This window comes from Ethanoligenens harbinense YUAN-3 (assembly GCF_000178115.2).
Classification (GTDB): domain Bacteria; phylum Bacillota; class Clostridia; order Oscillospirales; family Ethanoligenentaceae; genus Ethanoligenens; species Ethanoligenens harbinense.
Genome location: NC_014828.1, coordinates 1,100,348 through 1,125,927, shown reverse-complemented (window position 1 = coordinate 1,125,927; position 25,580 = coordinate 1,100,348). Strand labels below are relative to the sequence as shown.

Genomic DNA, 25,580 nt, shown 5'->3' with positions numbered 1-25,580 from the left:
ACCTATGAGCGTTTTGCTTGACGCCCTGACTGTTTTGATTATCCTTGCCACCATCTGGCTATCCTACAGACGAGGCTTTCTTTATACCATCATCGGTCTGGTGGGATACGTTCTGTCCGTGCTGGCGGCGCTGGCTCTCAGCGTGCCGCTGGGCGCATGGATCTACACCCACCTGCTGCAAAACCTGCTGCTTGCAAACGCCAAAAACTATATTGCGGGGCAGACGCTGTCGTCTTTCACGGAAACATTCGGGCAGTCTGTGCGGCAGTTCGCACCGGGGCTGAATCTCTCCACTCTGTTTCAGCAGGGGGCCGGGCAGTTGGCCAACGCCGCCATCCAGGCGGTGGTGCAGCCGATCGGGATGACCATCGGGCGCGGCATCGCGTTCATCGTACTGTTTTTTCTGTTCATCGCGGCCGTGCATATCTTTGAAAACCTGTCGCTGGCGATCTCTCATGTGCCCATCCTCGGCACGCTCAACCGCATCGGAGGCGCCCTGCTCGGTTTTGTCAAAGCCGTGCTGGTGCTGTTCGTGCTCTGCACGCTGATCTCGGCGCTGCTGCCTGCGCTGGCTTTTTCCAGTTTTCCGCTCACCTCTTCCGTGATTGACCATACGACCGTATTCAAATTTTTCTATCAGATGAATCCATTTGCAAAAATATTGTGAAAACGCCAAGAGTGTGATATGATAGGTTAAATCCAACGCTACAATGCGGCGCCCGTGCTTTTTCAGCCATGAAACAGCGCGGGCGAAGCCATACCGGAACATAGGGGGCAGAGTGCACAGGATGACAAAACACGTTTCGTTCAAATCGTTTGGCATACCAAACTGGCTGTCTGTTCTCCGCCTTGCGCTCATCCCTGTTTTCATCGTCGTCTTTTTTTCATCGCACCCGCATGCCGGACTGGCCGCCGCGATCATCCTCGGCATCTCCGGCCTGACGGACGTGCTGGACGGCATCATCGCCCGCCGTTTTCACATGACGACGGAACTGGGAAAGATTCTGGACCCGTTTGCCGACAAGCTGACACAAGGCACCGTCTGCGTTTGTCTGGTGATCGGACGGGTGGCGCCGTGGTGGCTGTTTGTGATCTTCATCGCCGAGATGCTGATGATCGTGGCCGGAGCACGGATGCTGCATGCCGGCAGGGCAATCTCCGGCGCCAAATGGTTCGGAAAGACGGCTACCGTCGTTTTCTACTTCGTGATGGTCTCCATCATCGTTTTCCGGCCCGCGCGGAGCATGACCGATATTTTGATCGGCATCAGCCTTTTGTTCATGCTTTTTTCATTTATTATGTATATACCTGTATTTATAAGGCTTGCATCAAAAAACGGCCGCAAAGGCTGACTTTTGGATGAGCCGACAGCGCGGCCGGTTGCCGGCCATTATTCCCCGTGGGATGAAAAGGAGTAAGCCTATGTATTGTTCCCGTTGCAAAAAACGTATCGCCGTTGTGTTCATTACCCGCGTGGAAAATGGCAAGACCATCAACGATGGCCTTTGTATCCAGTGTGCTCGTGAACTTGGCATTAAACCCGTGAATGATTTGGTGGAAAAAATGGGTGTATCGGATGAAGACCTCGAAAATATGGGCAACGAACTCGAAAACCTGATCGCAGGCAGCAGCGCCGAGGGTGAAAACGCGGGCGGCTCCGCGGCTTCCCCATTTCCGTTCCTGGAAAACCTGTTTCAGGGAGCCAACACGGGAAACGGCGGTTCGGGCAATGAAAAAACACGCGAGCCCAAAACCCGCGACACCAAAACCGTTAAGCACAAATATCTGGACAGTTACTGCATCAACCTGACCGGCAAGGCTGAAGACGGCAAGATCGACCGCATCGTCGGCCGCGAACGCGAGATCTACCGCGTGGAGCAGATCCTGTGCCGACGCACCAAAAACAACCCCTGCCTCATCGGTGAGCCGGGCGTGGGCAAAACCGCCATTGCCGAAGGCCTGGCACTGAAAATCGCTTCGGGCGACATCCCACCCAGGCTGGCCGACCGGGAAATCTACCTGCTGGACCTGACCGCTCTTGTGGCGGGTACACAGTTCCGCGGGCAGTTCGAAGGCCGCATCAAGGGCCTGGTGGATGAAGTGAAAAAAGCCGGCAACATCATCCTCTTTATTGACGAAGTGCACAACCTGGTCGGCACGGGCGATGCCGAAGGTTCCATGAATGCCGCCAATATCCTCAAGCCGGCGCTTTCCCGCGGGGAAATCCAGGTCATCGGCGCCACCACCTTTGAAGAATACCGGAAGTATATCGAAAAGGATGCAGCGCTTGAACGCCGCTTCCAACCGGTGAAAGTACAGGAGCCTTCGCTGGATGAGACTCTGGAAGTCCTCAAGGGCATCCGGGATTATTATGAACGTTTCCACGGCGTACGCATTCCGGAAGAACTCCTGGAGCACATTGTGATTTATTCGGAGCGGTATATCACCGACCGCTTCCTGCCGGACAAAGCCATCGACCTGCTGGATGAATCGTGCTCCTGCGCGGCTCTGCGCAACAAAGCCGCCTCGGAGCTGGCGGGGGTGGAACGCGAGCTCACCAACCTGAAAACGCAGGAAGAACAGCTCATCCAGACCGAAGGGCAGGATATCTACAAACAACTGGCCGACGTAAAAAGCGAGGAATGCCGCCTGCTGGCCAAAGCGCAGGGCCTGCGCGATGCCGCCGGTGATATCGCCGTGACGGAGGACGATCTAGCCCACGTCATCGAACTCTGGACCGGGATACCGGCCTCACGTGTACAGGAGCAGGAATTCAAACGTCTGGCGACTCTGCAGGAAACGCTCAAGAAAAAGATCATCGGGCAGGACGAAGCGGTGGAGGCCGTTTCGCTGGCCATCCGCCGCAGCCGTGTCCAGATCAGCCCCCGCCGCCGCCCGGCCTCGTTCATCTTCGTCGGCCCCACCGGCGTGGGCAAAACAGAACTGGTTAAGGTTCTGTCGGCCGAGCTGTTCGACCAGCCCGACTCGCTCATTCGGCTGGATATGTCGGAGTTCATGGAAAAGCACTCGGTTTCCCGTATCATCGGGGCGCCTCCGGGATATGTCGGCTATGACGAAGCCGGCCAGCTTACCGAAAAAGTACGCCGCAAGCCGTATTCGGTCATTCTGATGGACGAAATTGAAAAAGCGCATCCCGATGTGCTCAATGTTCTGCTGCAGATTCTGGACGACGGACATGTGACCGACTCGCACGGACGCAAGGTCAACTTTGAAAACACCGTCATCGTGATGACGTCCAACGCCGGTTCGGATAAACGGACGAATTCACTTGGCTTTAACCGCGAACCGGTCGTGGTCGCGAAAGAACGCGCACAGAAAGCGCTGGCTGATTTCCTGCGCCCCGAATTCCTGAGCCGTATTGATGAAATCGTGGTGTTCCGCCCGCTCACCGAGGAGGATTTCGGCAAGATCGCCGGCCTGATGTTGAACGAACTGAAAACCTCGCTCGCACAGAAAAACATGGAGCTGCTTTGGGACGATGCGCTGATCGCCGCACTGGTCAAGAAATCGGTCGGCGGTAAATTCGGCGCACGTGACCTGCGCCGTAATGTCCGCCGAGAAATCGAAGACAAGGTGGCCGAACTGCTGGTCACATTCTGCGACCGGCAGATCAAAACGTTTAGTTTTTCCGCCGAAAACGACAGCATCACCGCTACAGCTATATAACCGCGAGCCGTATGGCTCTCTCATACCGGCGGGCAGGGCGTATTTACCCTGCCCGCCCCATTTTGCCTGTTCGCATTCTGTTGACATTCCCTGAAAAGATGTGCTATCATAGCTTTCGTGCTTATGCGGGAGTGGCGGAACGGCAGACGCGCCGGTCTTAGGAGCCGGTACTTCGGTGTGTGGGTTCAAGTCCCATCTCCCGCACCAGTGGGCAGTGCCCGCGGACAAGATGCGCCCTTCACTTATGTGGAGGGCGTTTTGCTTTGTGCCTGCGATTACGTTATATCCTTTTTGACCACACCTGCCACCCTAAAGCCCACCGTACAGTGGGCTTTTCGCTTGCTTAATCGGCCTAATAGTTGCTGCTAAAATCCCATGATTTTAACTCCGAAAACAGCGATTTTTACAGTCCAATTCTTTGGAATCATTGCATGGCAGAATTTCAGAATCAACGGTGGCGGGATTATTCGTAAATGGTGCTGATCAGACCGGGAAATGTTTATACGGATGGATCTGCCGCTGATCTCCACGGTATTCCACGTGGAGCGATCGTTTTGCTCCAACTTGAATAATTTTTCACGCAGGATCTGTTTGCTCAACAGAGAGGATTTCTGCCGGCTATAATCGCGCATGATCCTGCCATGAAGGCACGGTTACCACAACCGGCGGAAATTTATAAGGATGTGGGCGGCAGCCATGTAAACGGAAACATTGATTCCATGATGATTGCTTAAAGACACCTGTTACAAATATCGCTAAAAGCCGGATACCCTTTTGGGTATCCGGCTTTTTTAGGCAGAAGTGTTATCCTGTTTCAGTTGGATGCCACCAAAAACTGAACCGACTAATCCCGCATTTTGGGGCTATCCTTCGCAAAGCTGCTTGAGTTTTTGATTCATTAACTCAAAGCCTGTTTTAGTGCTGCCATCCAGCGAGCTTGATAGAAACGGCACCAAAACACCGGTGAATTTTTCCCGTTGGACAAACTGCGTGGAGCCATCGGGATTTTCAGCCAATTCCATGATATATTCTCCGTCGAACAGCCCGGGCAACCCAGTATGTCCCAGCCAGCGGAATTCCTGCTTTTTTTCAAAGCGCAGTACCTTCGGTTTAAAAATGACCCCTTTCGAACCGGGAGGAACCAATTTCACTTCAATCTGTGTGCCCTCCGTCGGGGCCCCCTTCAAATAGCGCATAAATGGGTTCCACTCGGGGAAACGATCAAAATCGGTGAGGATTTTCCACACCTTTTCCGCACCTGCTTCGATTCGTATTTCTGTGCGAATTTCCTTCATGACAAATCAACCTCCCATTTGCGTTTTCGTTCGTCAGATATGTGAACGCCCCAGAGCTTTCAAAATGAAGCCGAGCAATTCATTCACCATCACTTCAGGGCTTGCAGTCCATTCTGTGGAAATCAGCGGTAGATATTGGGCCTGCCGCGGGAAAATTGCAACGAACATATAAGAGGGTAAGTTTAGAATAATCCGTGGAGATCGTAAAAGATTCCAGCGGCAGCCGTGTGACGAGTGAAAGCGGTATCCCGTTTTCCGCATCATTCAACGCTACTCCGAAAGTCATGGTGTTTTCTTGTAAATATGAAATTTTGTCCTTTCAATATTGCTGCGTTTCAAATTGCTCTTTCATAGAATCTTTCAATTCGGTTTTGAAGTTTCCGCGAATAAAAGACAAGGAAGATTGGTAATCTGTTGTATATTCCGCTGCCGTCAAATCGGCCAACAAAGTGGTTTCAAATCCATAATTAAACGCATCTGCAATCGTGTGATAAATACAAATATTACTATCTAAGCCCAATACAAAAAGGTGGTTTACTTGTAAACGATTAAGCAAAATCAGCAAATCCGTATCAACAAAACCGCTGTAATAATGCTTGTCTATAAAATAATCCGTTGAACGAATTTTAAAATCGCTGCATATTTTCGCTCCCTCGCTTCCCTTTACAGCGTGTTTACCCCAAATGTAAAATTCTCTTTGATCGTTCTCATCATGGCAATCATTCAAAAAGATAACGGGAATATCCTTAGAATGTGCATGATCGATAAATTGGGAAATGGGAGTTATCAAAGATTTCGCTGCCGCAAACCCCAGACTTCCATAAGTGAAATCATTCTGCATGTTGACGACAAGCAAAGCAAATTTAGTATCAGTATTTTGGCTGGATAGCATATTGGCATTTAACTTTGCTGCCATTGTTTGATAGTGGCCTGCGTCATTTAGCATTTTGCCAACTTGCAGCTTTAGTTCTTGATTTAACGCGTCATCGGCGAGTTGCAGCAATTCCACTATTTTTGATAGACTAAACTGATATTGCTTTAACATACATATTTTGCTTAAGGTGTGTAGACTGGATGCATCATACAGCCTATAACCAGCTTCGGAGCGCTTAACAGGGAATAACAGTTTTTTTTCTTCATAGACGCGCAGTGCTTTGGGGGTGACGCCTGCCAAATCAGCAAGTTCTTTAATTGTATACATTGGTTACACCACCTAAAATATCAAAAATTTATATATTTGTGCAGTATCATTTTACAATATAATACATCATATTACACAAAAAGTAAATATATGATAAAAATGTATTGACTTTGCCCTAGGGGGAAGGTTTACTATATAGACAACATAGTCAACAAAAATGATGTAACGGAGGAAATTTAAATGGCAAATTATGCGCTGATTTTGGTGGATATGCTCAATGATTTTGTGACAGGTGCGTTAGGTTGTGACAGGGGACGCGTAATTGTCCCCGATCTGATCAAGCTGACAAATGCGGCAAGAGAGCACGGTATACCGGTCATTTATTCAAATGACAGTCACTTAAAAGGAATCGACCATGAACTGAAACTTTGGGGCGACCATGCAATTCGTGGCACAAAAGGCGCGGAGGTAATTCCGGAACTTACCCCTCAAGAGACTGATTATGTGATCCCGAAAAGACGGTATAGCGGATTTTATCAGACAGATATGCAATTGCTTTTAAGCGAGCTCCATGTAGACAGCGTCATTATTACCGGATTGCATACGCACATGTGTTGCCGACATACAAGTGCAGATGCCTATTATCTGGGATATAACATTGTTGTTCCAAAGGAAACAACCAATTCCTTTACAGAAGAAGATTATGACTATGGATTAAAGTATCTGAAAGAGGTTTATGGAGCGAATATTTGTGCCTTGGACGACTTGATTAAGTCGTTTGATTGACTTACTGCTGGTTTAGCAAGAAGATCTGAAAATGGCTGACTATAAAGAAATGTACTTAACACTTTTCAATAAAATTACAGATGTGCTAGAGGAACTTGAGGGTGTGCAGCAAATGGCGGAAGACATGTATATTAATGAGAAACCGGCATATCTTTCTACATTGGCGAATACTGCTAATTATGAAAAGTCAGCAAGGAAATAATATTGACTTTTTTGCTGTAAGCCCTCTCGGTTTAATGGACAAAATGCGGTCGAGAAACGGAGTGAATCGCAAGATTTCGACGAAGTCAAATCTATACCACGGTTGTGTTGAAAGAATTCTTGCAAAGGCATTGAGAGCAAGCCCTTCCATGCCAAAACGGAAACCACTGACAGTTGCAACATCCCGCCTACGGAATCCTGAAGGCGCTTTTATCAACAACAGGCGGCATATCCTGCGACCCTGCGATATCCTTTCATTTCAGCCGTTTGCATTACTTCTTTGTCTCCGAAAAAGCGCGAAAGGTTCAAGGTCCCCCGCGCCAGCAGGCTACGCCTGCATGCAAAGCACGCCCTCCGCCTGAGTGGAGAACGCTGTTCTTTGCGTCCGCGCTTTTGCGGTGTTCTTTTTTACCAGACATTTTTTCCAATACGACAAGAGGGAAAATCCTGTGGGGCTGTACATTTCCAGGCAGCGGGCAGGAATAGATCGGTAAAATTGAACACGACAGAATATGACCCGCTCCGCTTCAACCTGAGCGGGTCACGCCGGGTCCGATCCTGCTTTGGCGGCGTCTGTTTTCTCCAAAGACGATTGTGCTTCCAGAATGGACTGGTTGATTGCGGCAATCGACAGCATGGAGGTCGCAACAAGGCTTAGCAGATTGCCCAAAATATTCTGATCCTGCACACTCAAATGCTCGCATAATATGGTCGCAATGGCATTGGCTAATATGCTTGCTTCACTTGCAACGGGACTGCTCTGCTGCAACCTGATCCCCCCTGCCTGTATTCAGCTATTCGCAGTATATGCGTGTGGGCAGGTTCCGGGCCGATCCATCCGTTTCATTCCCCTGTTCTATTCACCGAACGGCATGCCTTCTCTACGGCGCACTGTAACACGCCATGAAACCACAGCCCGCATTTCCGAAACGGCAAAACATCCGTACCACCGTGGGAAGTGACACATTACCGGCATGGACGCGATCCCGATCACCCGGAACATGCCGGTAAACCGGCCGATATATCGATCAAAACGGAATGAAGCCGCAATCTTTGGGAGCATATGATTTCGTCCGGCGCTTCAGATTCCATCCATTCTGCCGATATAGAATATAACAACTAACAGCGCCGCTTAGAACGGCCGGCCCATTTGTGACGGAAAGGAGGAGAATGCATGGCAATCCTGCCTATTTCGGATTATCCGGCTCCCGCATCCGACAAATCGCAGGCGCAGGTGCTAACAGAGCGCAAGGCAGAACTGAACCAGCGGCTCCAGACCTTGCAGCAAAGCGCCCTGCCCGCGGGAGAAAAGGAACGTATCTCCGCCTCCATCGGCGATCAGATCCACACAACGGAACAGCAGCGGCAGCATAAGCTGCGCGAAGCCTCAAACAAAGAGAAACAGCAGTCTGCCGAAGCCCGGCAGGTACAGCAGGCGCAGGCCGTACGTCTCGAAGATGATGATGCCCGCGCAAAGGCCCGCCGTTCGCTGGACACGCGTGCGTAAGCATCTCCCACATAAAGAAAAGCGGCCGTAAAAACGGCCGCTTTTCTGCTGGGCGCCTGCGCCTTATGCATGACATCCATCGTCGCCTGTGTTGTTACGGGCAGGCAGGCACATCCAGCGCCTTCTCCAAAAGTCCGCCGATGTCCGCGAGCGTTGCAGCCGTATCTTTGTCCAACGGCTCCCCGTCCCCACGCGAAAGGGCTGCCACCTCAGGCAGCATGGGTAAGCTGCCAAGCAGCGGCAAATGGGTCTCAGCCAACAGGGCATGCAGAGGCGCCTCGTCAAACAGCCGAATCTGCTTGCCGCAATCCGGGCAACGGATATATGCCATGTTCTCTACCACACCCAGCACATGGATGCCCATTTTATGTGCCATATGCACGGATTTTGCCACCACCATCGAAGCCACGTCATGCGGGGTGGACACCACCACCGCGCCCGAAAGCGGCATCGACTGCATTACGGTCAGAACCACATCGCCCGTGCCCGGCGGCATATCAATAAACAGATAATCCAGATCGCCCCAATAGACATCCGTCCAGAACTGCTTGACCGCGCCCGAGAGCATCGGCCCGCGCCAGATGACGGGATCGTTCTCATTGGCCAGAAAAAAGTTGAGCGAAACCACGGCAATACCATCCCCGCTCAAGATGGGTAAGATGCCCTTGTCGTTCTGCTGGCAATGGCTGCCTGCCGGGATGCCCACCAGGCGCGGGATGCTCGGACCGGTGATATCCGCGTCCAGTATACCCACTTTTTTACCCCGTCGCAGCATTTCGCGCGCCAGCAGTACCGACACACTGGATTTGCCCACGCCGCCTTTGCCACTCATCACGGCAACGACATGCCTGATGCTGCTGAATGTATTTAACGCCTCGAATGAACAGCCGCCTTTCTCCTTGCTTTCGCAGCCTTCCGCCGAGGGACAGTTTTTGCATTCCGACATTTTGTCCTCCATTCCTGCCGCGCCCTTCGGCCGACATTTCCTATTCTGCGCAGAAAAACCCAGAGTAAACCATCGCGCTGCCGCGAAACGGCCCCCTGTCCGTTCTGCAATATAGACCATTATACTCCAATATCCCGCCGAGCACAATGGAGCGGACGGCCTGCCATGCCCGCTTGTTGACTTTTGGAGAGTGTGTGCTATGATGGAACCGACGCGGCAAAACACCCGGCCCGCCGCCTTTTATAAAGGAGGAAATACATATGGAAAAATCCACAGTCTATTTTACAGATATGCATGTGACCCTACGGGAAAACTTACAGCAGAAACTCACCCGCCTCATCAAAAAATCCGGCATGGATCAAATCGACTTTCAGCGAAAATATGCCGCCATCAAAATGCACTTCGGCGAACCGGGCAACCTTGCTTTCCTCCGCCCCAACTTTGCCAAAACCGTGGCGGACATTGTAAAGGAACACGGCGGCAAGCCCTTTCTGACAGATTGCAACACGCTGTATGTCGGCGGTCGGAAAAACGCACTCGACCATCTGGGGTCCGCAGCACTCAACGGCTTCTCTTATCTCTCCACCGGCTGCCAGATCCTCATCGGGGACGGGCTGAAAGGCACCGACGAAGTGCTTGTCCCGGTGGAAAACGGCACCTATGTCAAGGAAGCCAAGATCGGCCATGCCATCATGGACGCCGATATTTTCATATCCCTGAACCACTTCAAAGGACATGAAATGACCGGGTTTGGCGGTGCAATCAAAAACATCGGGATGGGATGCGGCTCCCGAGCGGGCAAAATGGAGATGCACAGCAGCGGCAAGCCGCATGTCCATACCGAAAAATGCGTAGGCTGCGGCACCTGCCGCAAGCAGTGCGCCCACGACGCCATCACCCTTACGGGCGGCAAAGCCTCCATCGACCACAACAGGTGCGTGGGCTGCGGCCGCTGCATCGGGGCCTGCCCCACCGATGCCGTGGAAGCTCCGATTGACGAGGCCAACGACATCCTCAACTGCAAAATGGCGGAATACACATGGGCTGTGCTGCACGGGCGCCCACATTTCCACATCAGCCTGGTTGTGGATGTTTCCCCATTCTGTGACTGCCACGCCGAAAACGACATCCCCATCGTGCCGGACGTGGGGATGTTCGCATCGTTCGACCCTGTGGCGCTGGATGTGGCCTGCGCAGACGCGGTCAACCGCCAGCCCGCGGTGGCTGGCAGCCTTCTGGAAAAACACGGTCATCAGCACCATGACCATTTCACGGATGTCAGCCCAGACACCAACTGGAAATCCGCCATTGACCACGCGGTTTCCCTGGGCATCGGCCGCAAAGAATACGAACTGGTTACGATCTGAACCTTTTCGTTTCCGCATCACAAGAAGCCCCGCCGCAAATATGCGGCGGGGCTTCTTGTGATGCGGCTGTCAACGTTCCGGCGGACAATGCAGCAGCGGCTGCGCATGCTCCATCAGGATTTTTTCAAATGTCGTCACGGGGATGGGGCGCGAGAACAGATATCCCTGCACAAGGTCACAGTCCACGCTGCAAAGAAATTCCGCCTGCCATTCCAACTCGACCCCTTCGGATACCACGCAGAGATTCAGTTGTTTTGCCAAGCGGACGATGTTCTCAATGATGATGGTCTCTTTCGGGGTCGGCTCTTTCTCCTGAAAGAAGTTTTTGTCCAGTTTCAAAATATCGAGCGGCAGACTTTTGAGAGAATTCAGGGAGGAATAACCCGCGCCGAAGTCATCCATCGCCATCAAAAATCCGTGCTGCCGCAGCCTCTGCGCAATCTGCAGCGCATTATGGAAACGGGAAATATATGCGCTTTCCGTTAACTCGATCTCCAGATAATGGGGGGGAATCTGATACTTGTCCACCAATGCAATCAGTTGTTCCACAAAATCATTGGTAAGCAGGTGCACGCGTGAAAAATTGACGGCCACCGGCACGACCGGGCGCCCCTCATCCATCCATCGGCGCAGCATCCGGCAAACGGACTCAAACACGAAGAAATCCAGTTCCAAAATAAAATGGTTTTTCTCAAACAGCGGAATAAAATCATTCGGGCCAAGAAACCCGCGCGTGGGATGATTCCAGCGCACCAGCGCCTCTGCCCCCGCAATCTTGCGGTCAACCAGGCCGTATTTCGGCTGCAGATAGATCACAAATTCGTTCTTCTCCAGTGAAGAAACCATATGGGATTCCATATCTTTTTCAAACAGGATTTTTTCATGCAGCTTCTCATCATAAAAACAGACCATCCGCTCATGCGCGGTTTTGGCAAGCTTGCGCGCGGCATTGGCTCTGTCAAACATGATCGAGGGTGTATCAGCCTCGGCATTGATTTCATAGATGCCCACCGCGACCTGGACGTTGCTGGGAATATGGAATGCCTCCACTTCTTGCTGGAACGCCTGATCCCACAAGTCCATACGGGCAGTTAAGTTCTCTTTGTTTTCAGCATGCGCCAGAATGCAGAAAATATCCACCGATACGCGCCCGATATACTCATCCGGCTGCAGGCAGCGCCGGATGACCGAAGCAAAGGTGACCAGAACCTGATCCGCCTGGTCGTGCCCGATGAGATCATTGATCTCGGAGAAACGGTTGATATCGCAGCTGATGAGCACATACGGCATATCCTCAGAAATCAAGAGCGCCTTTTTCAGCAGCGTATGGAAATATTCGTACGTATGCACGCCGGTCAACGAATCGATATTGATCAGCTCCTGCGATACACGCAGGTTTTGCAGCAGATACAGATGGTACTGCAACAAATGATGCACGATTTCCAGAACATTCAGCTCATAAAACGTTAATTGGTTCTGCGGAACATCATTGTCCAGCATCAAAATGCTGAAGGGCTGCCCGCTGGAAAACAGCAGGTGCTGCAACGACAAGAGGTCCTGCTCCCCGCCGGGCGTGATTCCGGCCTTTTGCAGCGATGCGCACTGGAAAACAGCAGTCTGGTCAAACTGCTGCAAATACTCCTTCCAAAACACCGGGGGATGCGTCAGCAGTCGATAGGGATTTGAGGCGAAGCCTGGCGCATGCCATTCGTACACGTGTTCGATCCGCTCTCCGCTTTCCGAAAACTCCAGAATGCGCCCGCGTTTTACCTGATAATACCGGCAGACCAGTCCGAGCATCTGCTCGGTTGCGTTATGGTCCAGGCAATGTTCGTTCATAAATGCAAGCAGGCCTTCCACTATTCCTCCACGTCCGGAAAACGACAGCGACGGGCCTCTGGAGGACAGTGCATCCTCTTTGCAAGGCTCGCATCCCGAGGCCCCGTGTTCGCCGGGCAGGTTGTTCTGATAAAACGCGAAGCCGTCTTTTCCTTGCCCTTTGGCAACATAGAGCGCGCGGTCCGCCTTTTCGAACAATTCGTGATAAGACTTCCCGTCGGTTGGAGACATGGCGATCCCAACGCTGCCGGAAACGGCATAGCGCAGTTCCTGTTCCAAAACAGGGCTGCGGAAGATCTGGCAAAGCTGCCTGGCTTTCTGAGCGGCAAAGGTGCACGAGCGGATATTTTTGATGAACACCACGAATTCATCCCCGCCGATACGCCCGAATATGTCGGACGAACGCAGAATCTGCTTGATTCCCTCTGCGACATGCGTGAGCACCCGGTCGCCCGACAGATGCCCCAGTGCATCGTTGATGTTTTTGAAATTGTCCAGATCCATAACGAACAGGGCGCTCACATCATCCTCGTCCGCCTTATGCAGATACCGGTCGATCAGCTTTTCGGTCACCACTTTATTGAAAACGCCGGTCATGGGGTCACGCTGCAATTTCTGTGTCAGGTATTCTTTTTCGCGTTTTTGCCGGTCGATATTTGTAAATTTTCCAACAATTTTCAGCGGCTTCGCATATTTGTCCCGCAAAACGGCACCTTCCATGCGATACCACGCAAACCCGTTGTTGGCCGATCGGATGCGCAGCTCTGTGCGTATTTTTTCCTGGATACCGCCGGGTTCGCCGGCGAAATCGGCAAGGGCATCCACATCATCTTTATGTACGACGAGATTTTCAACGATATCGTTATAAAAATCGGAAATCGACGTTTTCCCTGCATACAAATCACTGATTGGCTGCGTCGCCGTCATGGTCTTGCTGGCAATATCGTAATCAAACAGGATATCGTCCGAAAGCTGTGCGATGATATGATACCGCTTGGCCTCCATTTCCGCCTGTTCCACGGAGGACCGGAGCGCCGTGATATCGGTAAAAATGCATTGAAAAACCGGCTCTCTCCCTTCCGCGTGGAACAAAAAAGAGTCCATGTGAATCCATTTGATGCGGCCATCTTTGCTTTGGATTCGGAAATCCACATGAACATGCACCCGCTGCTTGGTGTCCATCTTTTTGATTTCCTCGTATACGGCGGCGTGGTCTTCCATACAGAGCATATAAATGGCCTTATTATCGAATTTTTCGAGAAATTCATCCGGCGTATAGCCGCTGATACGGAAAAAAGCGGGATTGGCGCGCAATAAGCTGAACCCTTCGTCCATCCGGATGATGGCAATGCCGCAGTGGATACGGTCAACCAGTACACGGAATTGGGAATGGGTCAGCCAGTTTTCGTAGATATGGACGGCCATGAAATAGACTCCGGCTATGCCCGCCCCTATCAGGAACTCCACCCACAAAGAACCGGGCGCACCGCCTGCAATGGCGATTCGGTAAATGGACTCCACAGTCAGCAAGCCATATATGACAAACAAAGCTGCATGTCGATTCAAAAATCTCTTCTTTTTCACACGGTTTCCCCCACATTGCGGACCGCAACGCAACCGCGGCATGCCGCCTTTTATGAGTGTACGCTTTTTCTTCGCGCATAATTTCATTATAACAGATTTTACTAAAAAAGTGCTTCATTTATTAAAAAACACGGCACAATCCGAGAAAATTTTACGAATTTTTTCAGAATCCCCTCAAACGGACGGGACATGCTCTCGTTTTTCGTCAACATCAGGGGGCTGCGGCTGCGGCCGGACCGCCGCATGGTCAACCGCTTGCTGCCGAAGCGACCGGCAAAATGCATTTTCTGTTTTATTTTATTGCATTTCTGCAAAATCTCACACATCATTGACAGCACGTGCCCGCAAGGGTATAATAGGCAATAGGCTGCCTGTTAAAAGCAGGAACGGACTGAAACCATCCGATAACCGCTTCTGCTCTGTCGTATGGATTTCCCTGCCCAGGCAAACGCAAAAATGCAATACAGCATGATTTATCATGCAACAACTTCAAAAAAGACGGATTGCGAAACCGATGGTTCGAGGGAGGATGCCGGATCTGCGGAAACCGCCTTCCCTTCTTCCGCAGCGGGACGCGGGCGGCCTCCCGGTATTGGCGCAAACACGAAATCACATGGTTGTATCAGCCAGAATGGAGCGTACGATGATGCAAAGAAAAATTGAAAAGGTTTTGGTCGCAAACCGCGGCGAAATTGCCATCCGCATTTTCCGGGCGTGCTATGACATGAGTCTGAGGACGGTGGCCATCTACTCGAAAGAGGACGTTTTCAATCTGTTCCGCACCAAGGCGGACGAGGCTTATATGCTGGATGAAAACAAAAGCCCTCTCGCCGCCTATCTGGACATCAACTACATTATAGACCTCGCCAAGCGCAAAGGGGTGGACGCCGTCCATCCCGGTTACGGCTTTTTGTCGGAAAACGCGGATTTCGCCCGCGCCTGCGAGGAAAACGGCATCATCTTCATCGGCCCGCCGTCCGACGTGCTGGAGAAAATGGGCAGCAAGCTTAACGCGAAGGCCATCGCCAACAGCTGCAACGTTCCCGTCATCCCCGGCAGCACCGACCAGATCAAAGATCTCGACGACGCCCTGGAGCGCGCGGACAGCTATGGCTACCCGGTGCTTCTTAAAGCGGCCGCCGGCGGCGGCGGCCGCGGTATGCGCCGTGTGGACAGCCCGGAGGAAATGGGGATCGCACTCGACTTGGTGCGTGGCGAAGCGAAAAAAGCATTTGGGGACGACTCCATTTTTATGGAAAAATTCCTTGTCAATCCCAAGCACATCGAGGTTCAGATCCTCGCCGACGAGCAGGGCAATACCGTACATCTGTTCGAGCGCGATTGCTCGCTGCAGCGGCGCTACCAGAAAGTTGTGGAGTTTGCCCCGGCCTTCTCCATTCCGGAAGCCACCCGCCGAAAACTCTATGACGATGCCGTCAAGATCGCCAAGTGCGTCCATTATGTCAACGCGGGCACCGTGGAGTTTCTGGTCGATCAGAACGGCAACCACTATTTCATTGAAATGAACCCGCGCATCCAGGTCGAGCACACGGTAACGGAAATGATCACGGGTATCGACCTTGTGCGCGCGCAGATCCTGATCGCGCAGGGCCTGCCGCTCTCCGCCCCGGGCATCGACATCCAGTCTCAGGATTCGGTGAAAAAGAGCGGCTTTGCCATCCAGAGCCGCGTGACGACCGAGGACCCGCGCAACAATTTCGCCCCCGACTGCGGGAAGATCACCACCTACCGCAGCGGCGGCGGCTTTGGCGTGCGCCTGGACGCCGGCAACGCTTACGCGGGCGCGGAGGTCTCACCCTATTACGACAGCCTGCTCGTCAAGATCACGACCTACGACCGCACCTTTGAAAATACCATCCGCAAGGCGCTGCGCGCCATCACCGAGATCCATATCCATGGCGTGAAGACCAACATGGCCTTCCTGTGCAACATTCTGGCCCATCCCGCGTTTCAAGCGGGCGTCTGCCACACCAAGTTCATCGACGAAACCCCTGAACTGTTTGAATTTGAAGACCCGCGCAACCGGGCGACCAAAATTCTCAAATACATCGGCGATCTGATCGTCAACGAAAAGGAAAAACCAAAAATCCCGCTGGAAAAGCCACGCATCCCGTCCGCCCCGAACGCCGAGCCGCCCAAAGGTCTCAAACAACTGCTGGACAGTGAGGGCCCGGCAGGTTTTCAGAAATATGTCCTGGAGCAGAAAAAGCTGCTGCTCTGCGACACCACTATGCGCGACGCGCACCAGTCGCTGCTGGCCACTCGTGTGCGCACCAAAGACCTGGTCAGCATCGCAGAGCCGACAGCTCACCTCCTCCCCGATCTCTATTCCGTCGAAATGTGGGGCGGCGCCACGTTCGACGTTGCCTACCGCTTCCTGCATGAGTCACCCTGGGATCGCCTGAGCCAGCTGCGCGCGCTCATCCCGAACATCCCGTTTCAGATGCTGCTGCGCGGTGCCAACGCCGTGGGCTATACCAACTACCCGGATAACCTCATCCGTGCGTTCATCCGGGAAGCGGCGGCCGGCGGTATCGACATCTTCCGCATCTTCGACTCGCTCAACTGGATTCCCGGCATGGAAGTCGCGCTTGACGAGGTCATCAAATGCGGCAAGGTAGCCGAAGCCACCATCTGCTATACCGGTGACATTCTGGACCCGCACCAGACCAAATACACACTCCAATATTATGTGGATATGGCCAAAGAACTGGAACGGCGCGGCGCGCACATCCTCTGCATCAAGGATATGTCCGGTGTGCTCAAGCCCTATGCCGCCAAACAGCTGGTCACCGCTCTGAAACAGGAGATCGGCATCCCGGTGCACCTGCACACGCACGACACCAGCGGCAATCAGATGGCTGCCCTGCTGCTGGCCGCCGAAACCGGAGTGGATGTGGTGGACACGGCCATCGCCAGCATGTCCTCCCTCATCAGCCACCCGTCGCTGAACTCCATCGTCGCGGCGCTCCAGGGACAGGAACGCGACACCGGAATCGACCCCTACAGCCTCACCCCGCTCACGGATTACTGGGCGGACGTACGCAAGACCTACTACCAGTTTGAAGCCAACCGCAACTACCCCGACGTGGAGATCTACAAATACCAGATTCCCGGCGGACAGTTGACCAATCTCAAGCGGCAGATCGAAAGCCTCGGGCTGGGGCATCGTTTTGAAGAAGTCAAGGAGAAATACAAGGAAGCCAACAGTATCCTCGGCGACATTGTCAAGGTCACGCCGTCTTCCAAAGTCGTGGGCGATCTGGCCATCTTTATGACGCAGAACGACCTGACGGCCGAAAACATCGTGGAGCGCGGCAAACGCCTCACCTTCCCCGATTCAGTTGTTTCCTATTTTAAAGGCATGATCGGGCAACCGGCATGGGGCTTCCCCGAAGATCTTCAGGAAGTGGTGCTGAAAGGCGAAAAGCCGATCACCTGCCGCCCGGGCGAACTGTTGGAACCGATTGATTTCGAACAGGTGAAAGCAAAGATCACCAAATATGAGAAGAACCCGTCCATGCAGGATCTGGTGAGCTGGTGCCTGTATCCGAAAGTGCTGGAGGATTACTGCAAGCGCCGCCAGGAATACGGCGATATCAGCCGGATGGACAGCCACGTTTTCTTTCTGGGCATGGAGCAGGGCGAAATGACCGAACTCTCCATTGAGGAAGGTAAGACGCTCATCATCAAATACGTCGGGCTGGGCGAAATGAACAGCGACGGTACGCAGAACGTGGTCTTTGAGCTGAACGGCGCACGCCGTGAAGTGGCGGTGCGCAACGATGCCAAAGTGGCCGAGTCGAGCGTGCTGATGGCCGATATGGACGACAACACCCAGATCGGCGCCAGCATTCCCGGTGCGGTCAGCAAGGTGCTGGTCAAATCGGGCGAGGAAGTCAAAAAGAACCAAGTGCTCGCCATCATCGAAGCGATGAAAATGGAGACCAGCATCGTTTCAAACATCGACGGTCTGATCGACAAGGTCTTCATCACCGAAGGCAAATCGGTGGAAGCCGGTGAATTGCTGTTCACCGTCAAGGAATAAACGCGCCCGACACCAAAAACAGAGTCTGGGCAATGCCTTGATACAGAATCTGACGGGGGCCTCGTTCTATATGGAAGGATTGTGCAAACAGTCCTTCCACCAAAGCTCGTGAACGCATCCAAAAACCGCCGCGATGTCCATGGACATCACGGCGGTTTTTCGGTATTATCTTCCGCCCGGCGCCCGCCGGGCGGGCCGATACGGAATTATTGCTTGTAAGTGGAGTTGGCCATCAGTTTTTTTGCCTGGTCATCCGTCAGTTTATAGTTGTAGAACAACTGGTAGTATTTTTCCGCTTCCTGCACCATGTTGTACTTATAAACATTCGGATAGATCAAGTTGCCCAGCCACTTGATACCCAGAATCTGGTTGACAGACGGCGGGCGGCCCATCCAGTTATATGGCCCGATAGGCACCTCGTAGACCTTTTTGTTCTTGACTGCGGCAAACCCGTTCCACAGCGGGTCGGTGGCAACGGTGGAGTAGACGCTCTGCGGATCAAAGATCATGACATCCGGCGCCCACTGCACCACTTGCTCCATGGAAACGTTCACGCCGCCCGCACCGGTGCTGTCGGTCACATCGGCCACGTTGACGGCCCCGATCTTCTTGATCTCATCCGCGTGGATGGAGCCCTTCGGGTTGGTCTGCAGGCCATTGCTGCCCAAGCCATAGTAGACCTTCACCTTTTTGCTTGCGGAAATGGTAGCGCTTTTCGTTTTTGCATCCGACAACGTGGAGCTGATATAATCCGAAAGTTTTTTGGCCTGCGCCTGCTCCCCGAGGATATTACCCAGCGTCACATATGCCTTGGCCATGGAATCCAGCGTAGCTTCCACAAAGATGACCGGGATGCCAGTCTGCTTCTGAACGCCGTCCATATCTTCTTTTTCGGTTGCTTTCTTTTCGCCGATGTCGATGATGATTTGCGGCTTGGCGGCAGCCAGCGCTTCAATGTTCAGGTTGACATTTTTGCCGTAGAACTGCCCGAACACCGGCAGGTTGTAATACTTGGAATCGATGTAGGGCTTGGCAGAATCCGCAAACTTGCCGGAAAGGCCGACCAGCTTGTCCGGGCAGAGCGAATACAGAAACAGTTGTGCGAGGGAACCGGACGGCGCAACGCGTGTGATATTCGCGGGAATCTCCACCACGCGGCCGGCCGAGTCAGTGAACGTGCGGGTGCCGGATGTGACGGAAACGGATGACGACGCACTGCTGGAAGATGTTGCAGACGTGCTGTTCTTAGAACAGCCCGCCATGACGGTCGCAATGGCAAGCGCCACCACAACGGCCAATGCTTTTTTGAACTGCATAGACATTTCTCCCTTTCTTTTGTGTCCGCAGCTTCTCTGCAAGTTGCGGACTCTTTCTATTGAGAGCCTGTCCAGACTCTTATTTTACAAACCGGACCATTTGGCCGGCCTGAAAAATCGAAGGTCCTCCTTCTGCTGCCGCCAACTGCGCACAAAGAGCCGGATCGGTGATCACCGTACCGGAAAGCTCGTCCGCACCGAAGTCAAACAGGAGAGTGGAGAGCGGCACGCTCGGCCCGACCAGCACGACATGCGCCTGACGGGAAAGCTCAAGCAGCCGCGGCATGGTCTTGTTCACCAGCGTGCAGCCGGTAATGAAAACAAAATCCTGCTCCGGCAGGATATATTCGCATGCGGAATCCGGAAAATCTCCCGGACACGGCATACGCTCCAGGATGGAAAGCCGGGCATACGGAGCGACGCGCTTCTCCAGATAAGGGAAATGCCCCACCACGCAGACCCGCTTATCCCGAAACGCATCTATATTGGAAAAAAATGCGTCTTTTTCAGGTGCCGAGCCGTCCGTAACAAGTGCGATGCCGTTTTTTACAGCCTGCGCAGGCGCATTGTGATACGCATTGATGGCGGCCATCCCCACAGCCGCCTCCTCAAAATTCCACGATTTTACGCAGGCAGCCACTTCTTTCAGATCCGCGCCTTCCCACGGCCGTGTGAATATACGGGGGCGGGCCGTTTCATGGATGGTCATGGCCAACCCCACATTTTCGCCGCTGCGCACCATGGTCCATCCCTTCCCGCAGACGACCTCGTCCACCGTCATGCCCTCCGGCATGGCATCCAGCAATGCATCATACAATTCCCACATATAACTTCTTCCTTCCAATACAATTTGACCGCATAAAAAAAGCAAAGGAAACAACACCGGCTCCTTTGCCATAATATCTGCTTTCTTTTAAAACTCTGCCTTGCGCAGAATGAGATAGAGGAAAAACGGGGCGCCGATAAATGCCGTAAGAATACCGATGGGTATCTCGGAGGTGCATACCATCCGCGCGGCATCATCGACCAGCAGGAGGAACCCGCCACCCATCAAGGCGGAAGCCGGAAGCAGACGGCGATAGTCACAGCCCACCAGCATACGGGCAAAATGCGGAACCACCAACCCCACCCAGCCGATCATCCCGCTGACAGACACACAGGCTGCCGTGATAAGCGTCGCACCGAAAATCAGCGCTGCGCGCACATGCCCGGTACGGATACCCATCGCACGGGACTCCTCTTCGCCCATCGTTAAAACGTTCAGTTTCCATCTCAGGAGAAAAAGCGGGCACATGCCTGCCAAAATCAGCGGCGCGGCAAAGGCCACATCACGGATGCGGATGGACGCAAGGCTTCCCATCAGCCAGTAGGTGATGGCTGGCAACACATTGTTGGGGTCGGCCATCAGCTTGATGAACGAGGTGGATGCGGAAAACAGCGACCCAATCATGATACCGGCCAACACCAGCCCCAGCGTCGGGTTACCTTTGACACGCCGCCCGATGAAATACACCAGCGCCACCGCCAGAATGCCAAACACAAACGAACAGAGCGTAATGCCGAAATAGCCCACCGAGAGAAAAATGGAAAGCGCCGCACCAAAACCCGCCCCCTGCGAAGCGCCCAGCACGTCCGGCGAAACCATGGGGTTCTGGAACACGCCCTGATACGCCGCACCCGCGCAGGACAGCGCCGCGCCGATGAGACTGGCCATCACCACGCGCGGCAGACGCACTTCAAACAGGATGGTGGACATCTGCGGATCCCATGTCTGGGGAATGGGCAGCACTTTGGAAAACAGAATCCGGACCAGCTGATCCGGATAAATGGGATAACGCCCGAGCAGGAAAGAAAGTACGATGATGCCAATGAATACCGCTGTCAGCCCGGAAAACCGGCCGATCATGCCGCGACTCTTGTTCACACCCGAACCACCAGACCACAAACCGTGCTGAATTAAAATTAAAATACACGATTTGTAACGTTATATTGCGTATATCATACACGTTTTTCACTTAGATTGCAATACGCAAATGCGAATCCTGTGGTAATTGTTTGAAACGGTCAAATATTCTCGTTTTTTTGCGAAACATTTTGATAATGTGCAAAATCGATTGAATTTTGTCGGTCATTGTGATAAATTGATAAGAAATACACCGAATTACATCAAAACGTTTTTGTATGAACAGGAGGGATATTGCATGCAGATGGTTACGGTGGCAGGACCGCCCTCGTCGGGGAAAACGGCCGTGATCCTCCAGCTCGCAGAATGCCTGCGCCCTCGCGGAACACGTATGGGCGTGGTGAAATTCGACTGCCTGCTCTCGTTTGACCGCGACCGCTATGCGGAAGCGGGCATTCCCGTGACGGTAGGGCTTTCCGGGAAAGTATGCCCGGATCATTTTTTCATCAGCAACGTACTGGACGCGGCGGACTGGGGCACCCGCAAAGGGCTCGATCTGCTGGTGACCGAAAGCGCGGGCCTGTGCAACCGCTGCTCGCCGCATATTCGCGGTGTCTTGGCGGTTTGCGTCATCGACTGCCTGTCCGGGGTGCAGACGCCGCGCAAGATCGGGCCGATGCTGAAATTTGCCGACGTGGTGGTCATTACCAAAGGCGACATCGTTTCCCAGGCGGAACGTGAGGTTTTCCGCTTCAATGTACGGCAGGTAAACAGCCGGGCACACATTCTCTTTGTAAACGGGATCACGGGGCAGGGGGCGTTCATGCTTGCCAAGCATGTGAGCGGAGCGCCGCAGATCGGCACGCTGCGCGAAAAACAGCTACGGTTTACCACACCGGCTTCCGTCTGCTCCTACTGCACGGGAGAAATCAAGATCGGTGAAAATTATCAGATGGGCATGCTCAAGAAGATGGAATTTGAGGAGTAACACATGGAATTCAGCACACTGGTGGCGCAAGAAAAGCTTTCCGAAATCCTCACGCTGTATCCGGTGGCGCGGGATTTTTTCGTCAACTACAATCTGCCCGACCTGGCCTGGAACCGGCCGTTTGCCGCCGCCGTCGCCGCTCTGCCCACGGAGCGTCTGACCGAATTCGGCATGACACCCGCCGCATTGCAGACACAGTTTCTGTCTTTTCTGGAAAGCATGGCCCGCACCGACACGCCACCCGTGACAGTGCACACGCTCACCATTTTGGGCGGCCGAAACAAAAGCGGCATGCCCGAGCAGGTGGAACTGACCATCCAGGCAGGCCAGACGGTCAGCATCGTCGGACCCACCGGCTCCGGCAAGAGCCGCCTGCTGGGCGATATCGAATGCATTGCCCAGCGAGACACACCCACCGGCCGCCAGGTGCTGGTGAACGGGAACCCGATGGACGACGAGACCCGTTTTGAGATGGACGGCGTGCTGGTGGCCCAGCTTTCACAAAACATGAATTTCATCATGGACCTGACGGTAGCGGAATTCCTGGCCATGCACGCCAAAAGCCGGTTTTGCGCCGCACCGCAGGCTGTGTGCCGCCAATGCTTCGAGACAGCCAACGACCTGGCGGGCGAGCCGTTTTTGGAAACGACCAAAGTCACGCAGCTCTCGGGCGGCCAGTCGCGCGCGCTGATGATCGCGGACACGGCATTTATGAGCGCCTCCCCCATCGTGCTCATCGACGAGATCGAAAACGCGGGCGTGGACCGCAAACGCGCCATCCGGCTGCTGGCGCGCCGTGAAAAAATCGTACTCATCTCGACACACGACCCCATTCTGGCGCTCAGTGCGGACCTGCGCATCGCCATCAAAAACGGCGGGATTGACAAAGTGCTGTACACGACGCCCGAGGAAAAAGAAAGCCTTGCGCGCATCGAAGTGATGGACAACGCCCTGCAGGATGTGCGTAACCGCCTGCGCCGCGGGGAACGGATTTTAGAAAAATAGAAAAAAGACGTCCGGACAGCCGCCCGAGTATCCAAACGGAACGAAAAAGGAGAACGTACCATGTGGTGGGACTTATATGACGCACTGATCGACGGGATTCCTTCCGCCTATACCGCAGACGATCTTTTTTGCGGTGCAACGGAGGCACTGGTGCGCAGCGGCGAGAACGTCGGGCTGTGCTATCTGACCGAACTGGACACACGCCCGCCGCTTTTTCCGCACAGGCGGGCGAGCATGCCCCTGCGGGCGCTTGCCGCTCTGGTCAAATCATGGAATTATGCCGAAGCCAGCTTGGGGCTTGCGGCAATCAACTCCTATTACAACACACCAGCTGTTGCCGTGCGGAACGGCGTAGAGCTTTCCGAAGCCCGCTTTGCCGAAGACCGGAAAAACGACCCGTTCATCGCCTACCAACAGGCCATCCGCGACAAGAAGGTCGTGGTGATCGGGCATTTCCATCTGCTGGAGGAGCTGTTTGCCCCGGTTTGCGAACTCTATGTGATGGAGGACGAGCCCACCGAGGATGGGGATTATCCCTGCACAGCCGCGGAATATCTGCTGCCCGACTGCGATTTTGTGTTCATTTCCTGCGGGGCGGTCACAGACAAATCGCTGCCCCGATTCCTCGCTCTGGCCCAAAACGCCTATGTCGTCGTGGTGGGACCGTCCACCCCGATGGCACCGGTACTTTTCGAGTATGGAGTGAATGACCTTGCCGGCTTCATCGTCAAGGACCCAGCCCTTGCATTTGAAGTCGCCGCCGGCAGGGAGGTTGGAAAGATCTATGCCACCGGGCAAAAAGTCAGTCTGAAAAAAGATACCGCCCGGCTCCCGCGCTGAATTCTCCGCCCGGGCGAAACCGGCCGAGGCCATTAAACCCACCGGCTGAACTTGAGGGGCGCGCAAACCCCGAAAGGCATCTTGCCGACATGCGTCTGAAGGCAGATCGACATAATTTACCTATCGCACATCAGCAGGCCGCCGCTGAAATGGCCTGTTGGTATGCGAAATCCCCACGGATTGGCTTGTAAAGCCAATCCGTGGGGATTTCAAGCTGGTCGGAGTGAAATTTACAGGACTTGGAGAAACCCAGTAATATCAATGGTTTGTGAGCAATCACAGGCAGTATTTACAAACAATTAATCTAAAAGGCCATTAAATCCATTATCTTCGAATATCATACAATTTCCCAAATCCCACGCGGGCTTATCTCAGCAGCTTTCATCCGTCCTGATTTTCTTAACTCTGTTGCAGCCCATCTAATATCATATTGCCAGCTATAAAACAAATCTCCAGAATGTTGAAGGTCGGTTTTGTATTTTTCCCAAACGTACTTGCAAACATCAATGATGTTTGTTTGCCCTCCCATGTCTTTTATAGCCTTATAAAGAATATCTGGTAAATCATATCGAGTCATCTGGAACCCCCTTACCATTATATTGAAATAATAGCACATAAATAGAGAAAAGTCGATTTCTTTTTACACAAATCGACTTTTCTAAAGCGGTACGGGAAATGGGACTTGATCCAAATAATTCAAGTTTGGTAAAATTCAGTATGATTCCACAAACGCTGTTGTAATGCGAGGTCGAGCAGCTTTTTGCACTGCCAACCATGGTGCTTATCGGCGGTTTTCAGCGAGAATGAACACCAAACAAGCGCCAAGCAAATGCCAAAATGACCGGTGAATGACGTTTTAAAGCATCATTCTACACGAAGCATCAATATTACAAGCGGTACTTTTTTATTTCCACGACAACTTCCGCTGTAACCTATGATTACATTTTTGCATTGGCACACTGCAGCAATTTTTTCTCCATGTCGCCTCTGCCGTGCCAAGTTTATTCCAAAACTCCGATAAAACCGCATTGCCATGTGTTTCTGATTTACAATATATCCATATTTTTCTTTTTATTGCGATAGTCAATGTGGCATTACAACAGAAC

General features: G+C 53.0%; 20 protein-coding genes and 1 tRNA gene. 12 read left to right on the top strand and 9 right to left on the bottom strand.

Annotated elements, in window-relative coordinates; translation table 11 throughout:
• Positions 1-4: 4 nt before the first annotated feature.
• From ETHHA_RS05180 to ETHHA_RS05165, 4 genes are all read left to right on the top strand, one after another.
• Positions 5-667: a CvpA family protein gene (locus ETHHA_RS05180; RefSeq protein WP_013484932.1), complete on the top strand. Its 663-nt coding sequence runs from the start codon at positions 5-7 to the stop codon at positions 665-667.
• Between the two features lie 121 nt (positions 668-788).
• Positions 789-1,352, top strand: a complete 564-nt coding sequence (locus ETHHA_RS05175; RefSeq protein ID WP_013484931.1) for a CDP-alcohol phosphatidyltransferase family protein — start codon at positions 789-791, stop codon at positions 1,350-1,352.
• A gap of 70 nt (positions 1,353-1,422) precedes the next feature.
• Positions 1,423-3,687 (top strand): ATP-dependent Clp protease ATP-binding subunit, encoded by a 2,265-nt coding sequence (locus ETHHA_RS05170; RefSeq protein WP_013484930.1) that lies wholly within the window; start codon positions 1,423-1,425, stop codon positions 3,685-3,687.
• A gap of 125 nt (positions 3,688-3,812) precedes the next feature.
• A tRNA-Leu gene (locus tag ETHHA_RS05165) sits at positions 3,813-3,894 on the top strand.
• A 656-nt stretch (positions 3,895-4,550) separates the two neighbouring features.
• Here ETHHA_RS05165 and ETHHA_RS05155 read toward each other — a convergent pair.
• Together ETHHA_RS05155 and ETHHA_RS14460 are read right to left on the bottom strand one after the other, a co-directional pair.
• Positions 4,551-4,982, bottom strand: a complete 432-nt coding sequence (locus ETHHA_RS05155) for an SRPBCC domain-containing protein (protein WP_013484929.1) — start codon at positions 4,980-4,982, stop codon at positions 4,551-4,553.
• A 319-nt stretch (positions 4,983-5,301) separates the two neighbouring features.
• Complete coding sequence (locus tag ETHHA_RS14460; RefSeq protein WP_013484928.1) at positions 5,302-6,183, bottom strand: isochorismatase family protein; 882 nt, start codon at positions 6,181-6,183, stop codon at positions 5,302-5,304.
• A gap of 180 nt (positions 6,184-6,363) precedes the next feature.
• Between ETHHA_RS14460 and ETHHA_RS05145 the strand changes: the two genes are divergently transcribed.
• Both ETHHA_RS05145 and ETHHA_RS15825 read left to right on the top strand, forming a co-directional pair.
• On the top strand, positions 6,364-6,909 hold the full coding sequence (locus ETHHA_RS05145; RefSeq protein WP_013484927.1) for a cysteine hydrolase family protein: 546 nt from the start codon (positions 6,364-6,366) through the stop codon (positions 6,907-6,909).
• A gap of 31 nt (positions 6,910-6,940) precedes the next feature.
• Positions 6,941-7,111, top strand: coding sequence for a hypothetical protein (locus tag ETHHA_RS15825; RefSeq protein WP_013484926.1), 171 nt, complete (start codon positions 6,941-6,943; stop codon positions 7,109-7,111).
• Positions 7,112-7,651: 540 nt separating this feature from the next.
• Here ETHHA_RS15825 and ETHHA_RS05140 read toward each other — a convergent pair.
• Positions 7,652-7,879: a hypothetical protein gene (locus ETHHA_RS05140; protein WP_013484925.1), complete on the bottom strand. Its 228-nt coding sequence runs from the start codon at positions 7,877-7,879 to the stop codon at positions 7,652-7,654.
• 405 nt (positions 7,880-8,284) lie between these two features.
• On the opposite strand from ETHHA_RS05140, the gene ETHHA_RS05135 reads away from it, so the two are divergent.
• Positions 8,285-8,617: a hypothetical protein gene (locus tag ETHHA_RS05135; protein ID WP_013484924.1), complete on the top strand. Its 333-nt coding sequence runs from the start codon at positions 8,285-8,287 to the stop codon at positions 8,615-8,617.
• A gap of 94 nt (positions 8,618-8,711) precedes the next feature.
• Here ETHHA_RS05135 and ETHHA_RS05130 read toward each other — a convergent pair whose 3' ends face one another.
• Entirely contained in the window at positions 8,712-9,563 is an 852-nt protein-coding gene (locus tag ETHHA_RS05130) for an Mrp/NBP35 family ATP-binding protein (protein WP_013484923.1), read from the bottom strand.
• A gap of 260 nt (positions 9,564-9,823) precedes the next feature.
• Between ETHHA_RS05130 and ETHHA_RS05125 the strand changes: the two genes are divergently transcribed.
• Complete coding sequence (locus ETHHA_RS05125; protein WP_013484922.1) at positions 9,824-10,930, top strand: DUF362 domain-containing protein; 1,107 nt, start codon at positions 9,824-9,826, stop codon at positions 10,928-10,930.
• Between the two features lie 69 nt (positions 10,931-10,999).
• Here the strand turns inward: ETHHA_RS05125 and ETHHA_RS14455 are convergent, their stop codons facing one another.
• Positions 11,000-14,335, bottom strand: coding sequence for an EAL domain-containing protein (locus ETHHA_RS14455; RefSeq protein ID WP_159033358.1), 3,336 nt, complete (start codon positions 14,333-14,335; stop codon positions 11,000-11,002).
• Between the two features lie 664 nt (positions 14,336-14,999).
• On the opposite strand from ETHHA_RS14455, the gene ETHHA_RS05110 reads away from it, so the two are divergent.
• Entirely contained in the window at positions 15,000-18,422 is a 3,423-nt protein-coding gene (locus ETHHA_RS05110; protein ID WP_013484920.1) for a pyruvate carboxylase, read from the top strand.
• A 206-nt stretch (positions 18,423-18,628) separates the two neighbouring features.
• On the opposite strand, the gene ETHHA_RS05105 is transcribed toward ETHHA_RS05110, so the two are convergent.
• The 3 genes from ETHHA_RS05105 to ETHHA_RS05095 form a co-directional block, all read right to left on the bottom strand.
• Positions 18,629-19,738 carry an ABC transporter substrate-binding protein gene (locus ETHHA_RS05105; RefSeq protein ID WP_013484919.1) on the bottom strand — a complete coding sequence of 370 codons (1,110 nt, stop codon included), beginning with the start codon at positions 19,736-19,738 and terminating at the stop codon, positions 18,629-18,631.
• A gap of 79 nt (positions 19,739-19,817) precedes the next feature.
• On the bottom strand, positions 19,818-20,564 hold the full coding sequence (locus tag ETHHA_RS05100; protein ID WP_013484918.1) for a DUF364 domain-containing protein: 747 nt from the start codon (positions 20,562-20,564) through the stop codon (positions 19,818-19,820).
• Between the two features lie 87 nt (positions 20,565-20,651).
• The gene (locus ETHHA_RS05095) at positions 20,652-21,662 is read right to left on the bottom strand and encodes a FecCD family ABC transporter permease (protein WP_013484917.1); all 1,011 of its coding nucleotides are present in this window, start codon (positions 21,660-21,662) and stop codon (positions 20,652-20,654) included.
• 277 nt (positions 21,663-21,939) lie between these two features.
• Between ETHHA_RS05095 and ETHHA_RS05090 the strand changes: the two genes are divergently transcribed.
• From ETHHA_RS05090 to ETHHA_RS05080, 3 genes are read left to right on the top strand one after another with little or no spacing between them, the layout of a single operon-like run.
• Complete coding sequence (locus ETHHA_RS05090; RefSeq protein ID WP_013484916.1) at positions 21,940-22,629, top strand: GTP-binding protein; 690 nt, start codon at positions 21,940-21,942, stop codon at positions 22,627-22,629.
• Positions 22,630-22,632: 3 nt separating this feature from the next.
• Positions 22,633-23,634, top strand: coding sequence for an ATP-binding cassette domain-containing protein (locus ETHHA_RS05085; protein ID WP_013484915.1), 1,002 nt, complete (start codon positions 22,633-22,635; stop codon positions 23,632-23,634).
• A gap of 60 nt (positions 23,635-23,694) precedes the next feature.
• Positions 23,695-24,474 carry a DUF364 domain-containing protein gene (locus tag ETHHA_RS05080; RefSeq protein ID WP_013484914.1) on the top strand — a complete coding sequence of 260 codons (780 nt, stop codon included), beginning with the start codon at positions 23,695-23,697 and terminating at the stop codon, positions 24,472-24,474.
• A 337-nt stretch (positions 24,475-24,811) separates the two neighbouring features.
• On the opposite strand, the gene ETHHA_RS05075 is transcribed toward ETHHA_RS05080, so the two are convergent.
• A complete protein-coding gene (locus tag ETHHA_RS05075) occupies positions 24,812-25,051 on the bottom strand; it encodes a hypothetical protein (protein ID WP_013484913.1) in 240 nt (79 codons plus the stop codon).
• Positions 25,052-25,580 lie beyond the last annotated feature (529 nt).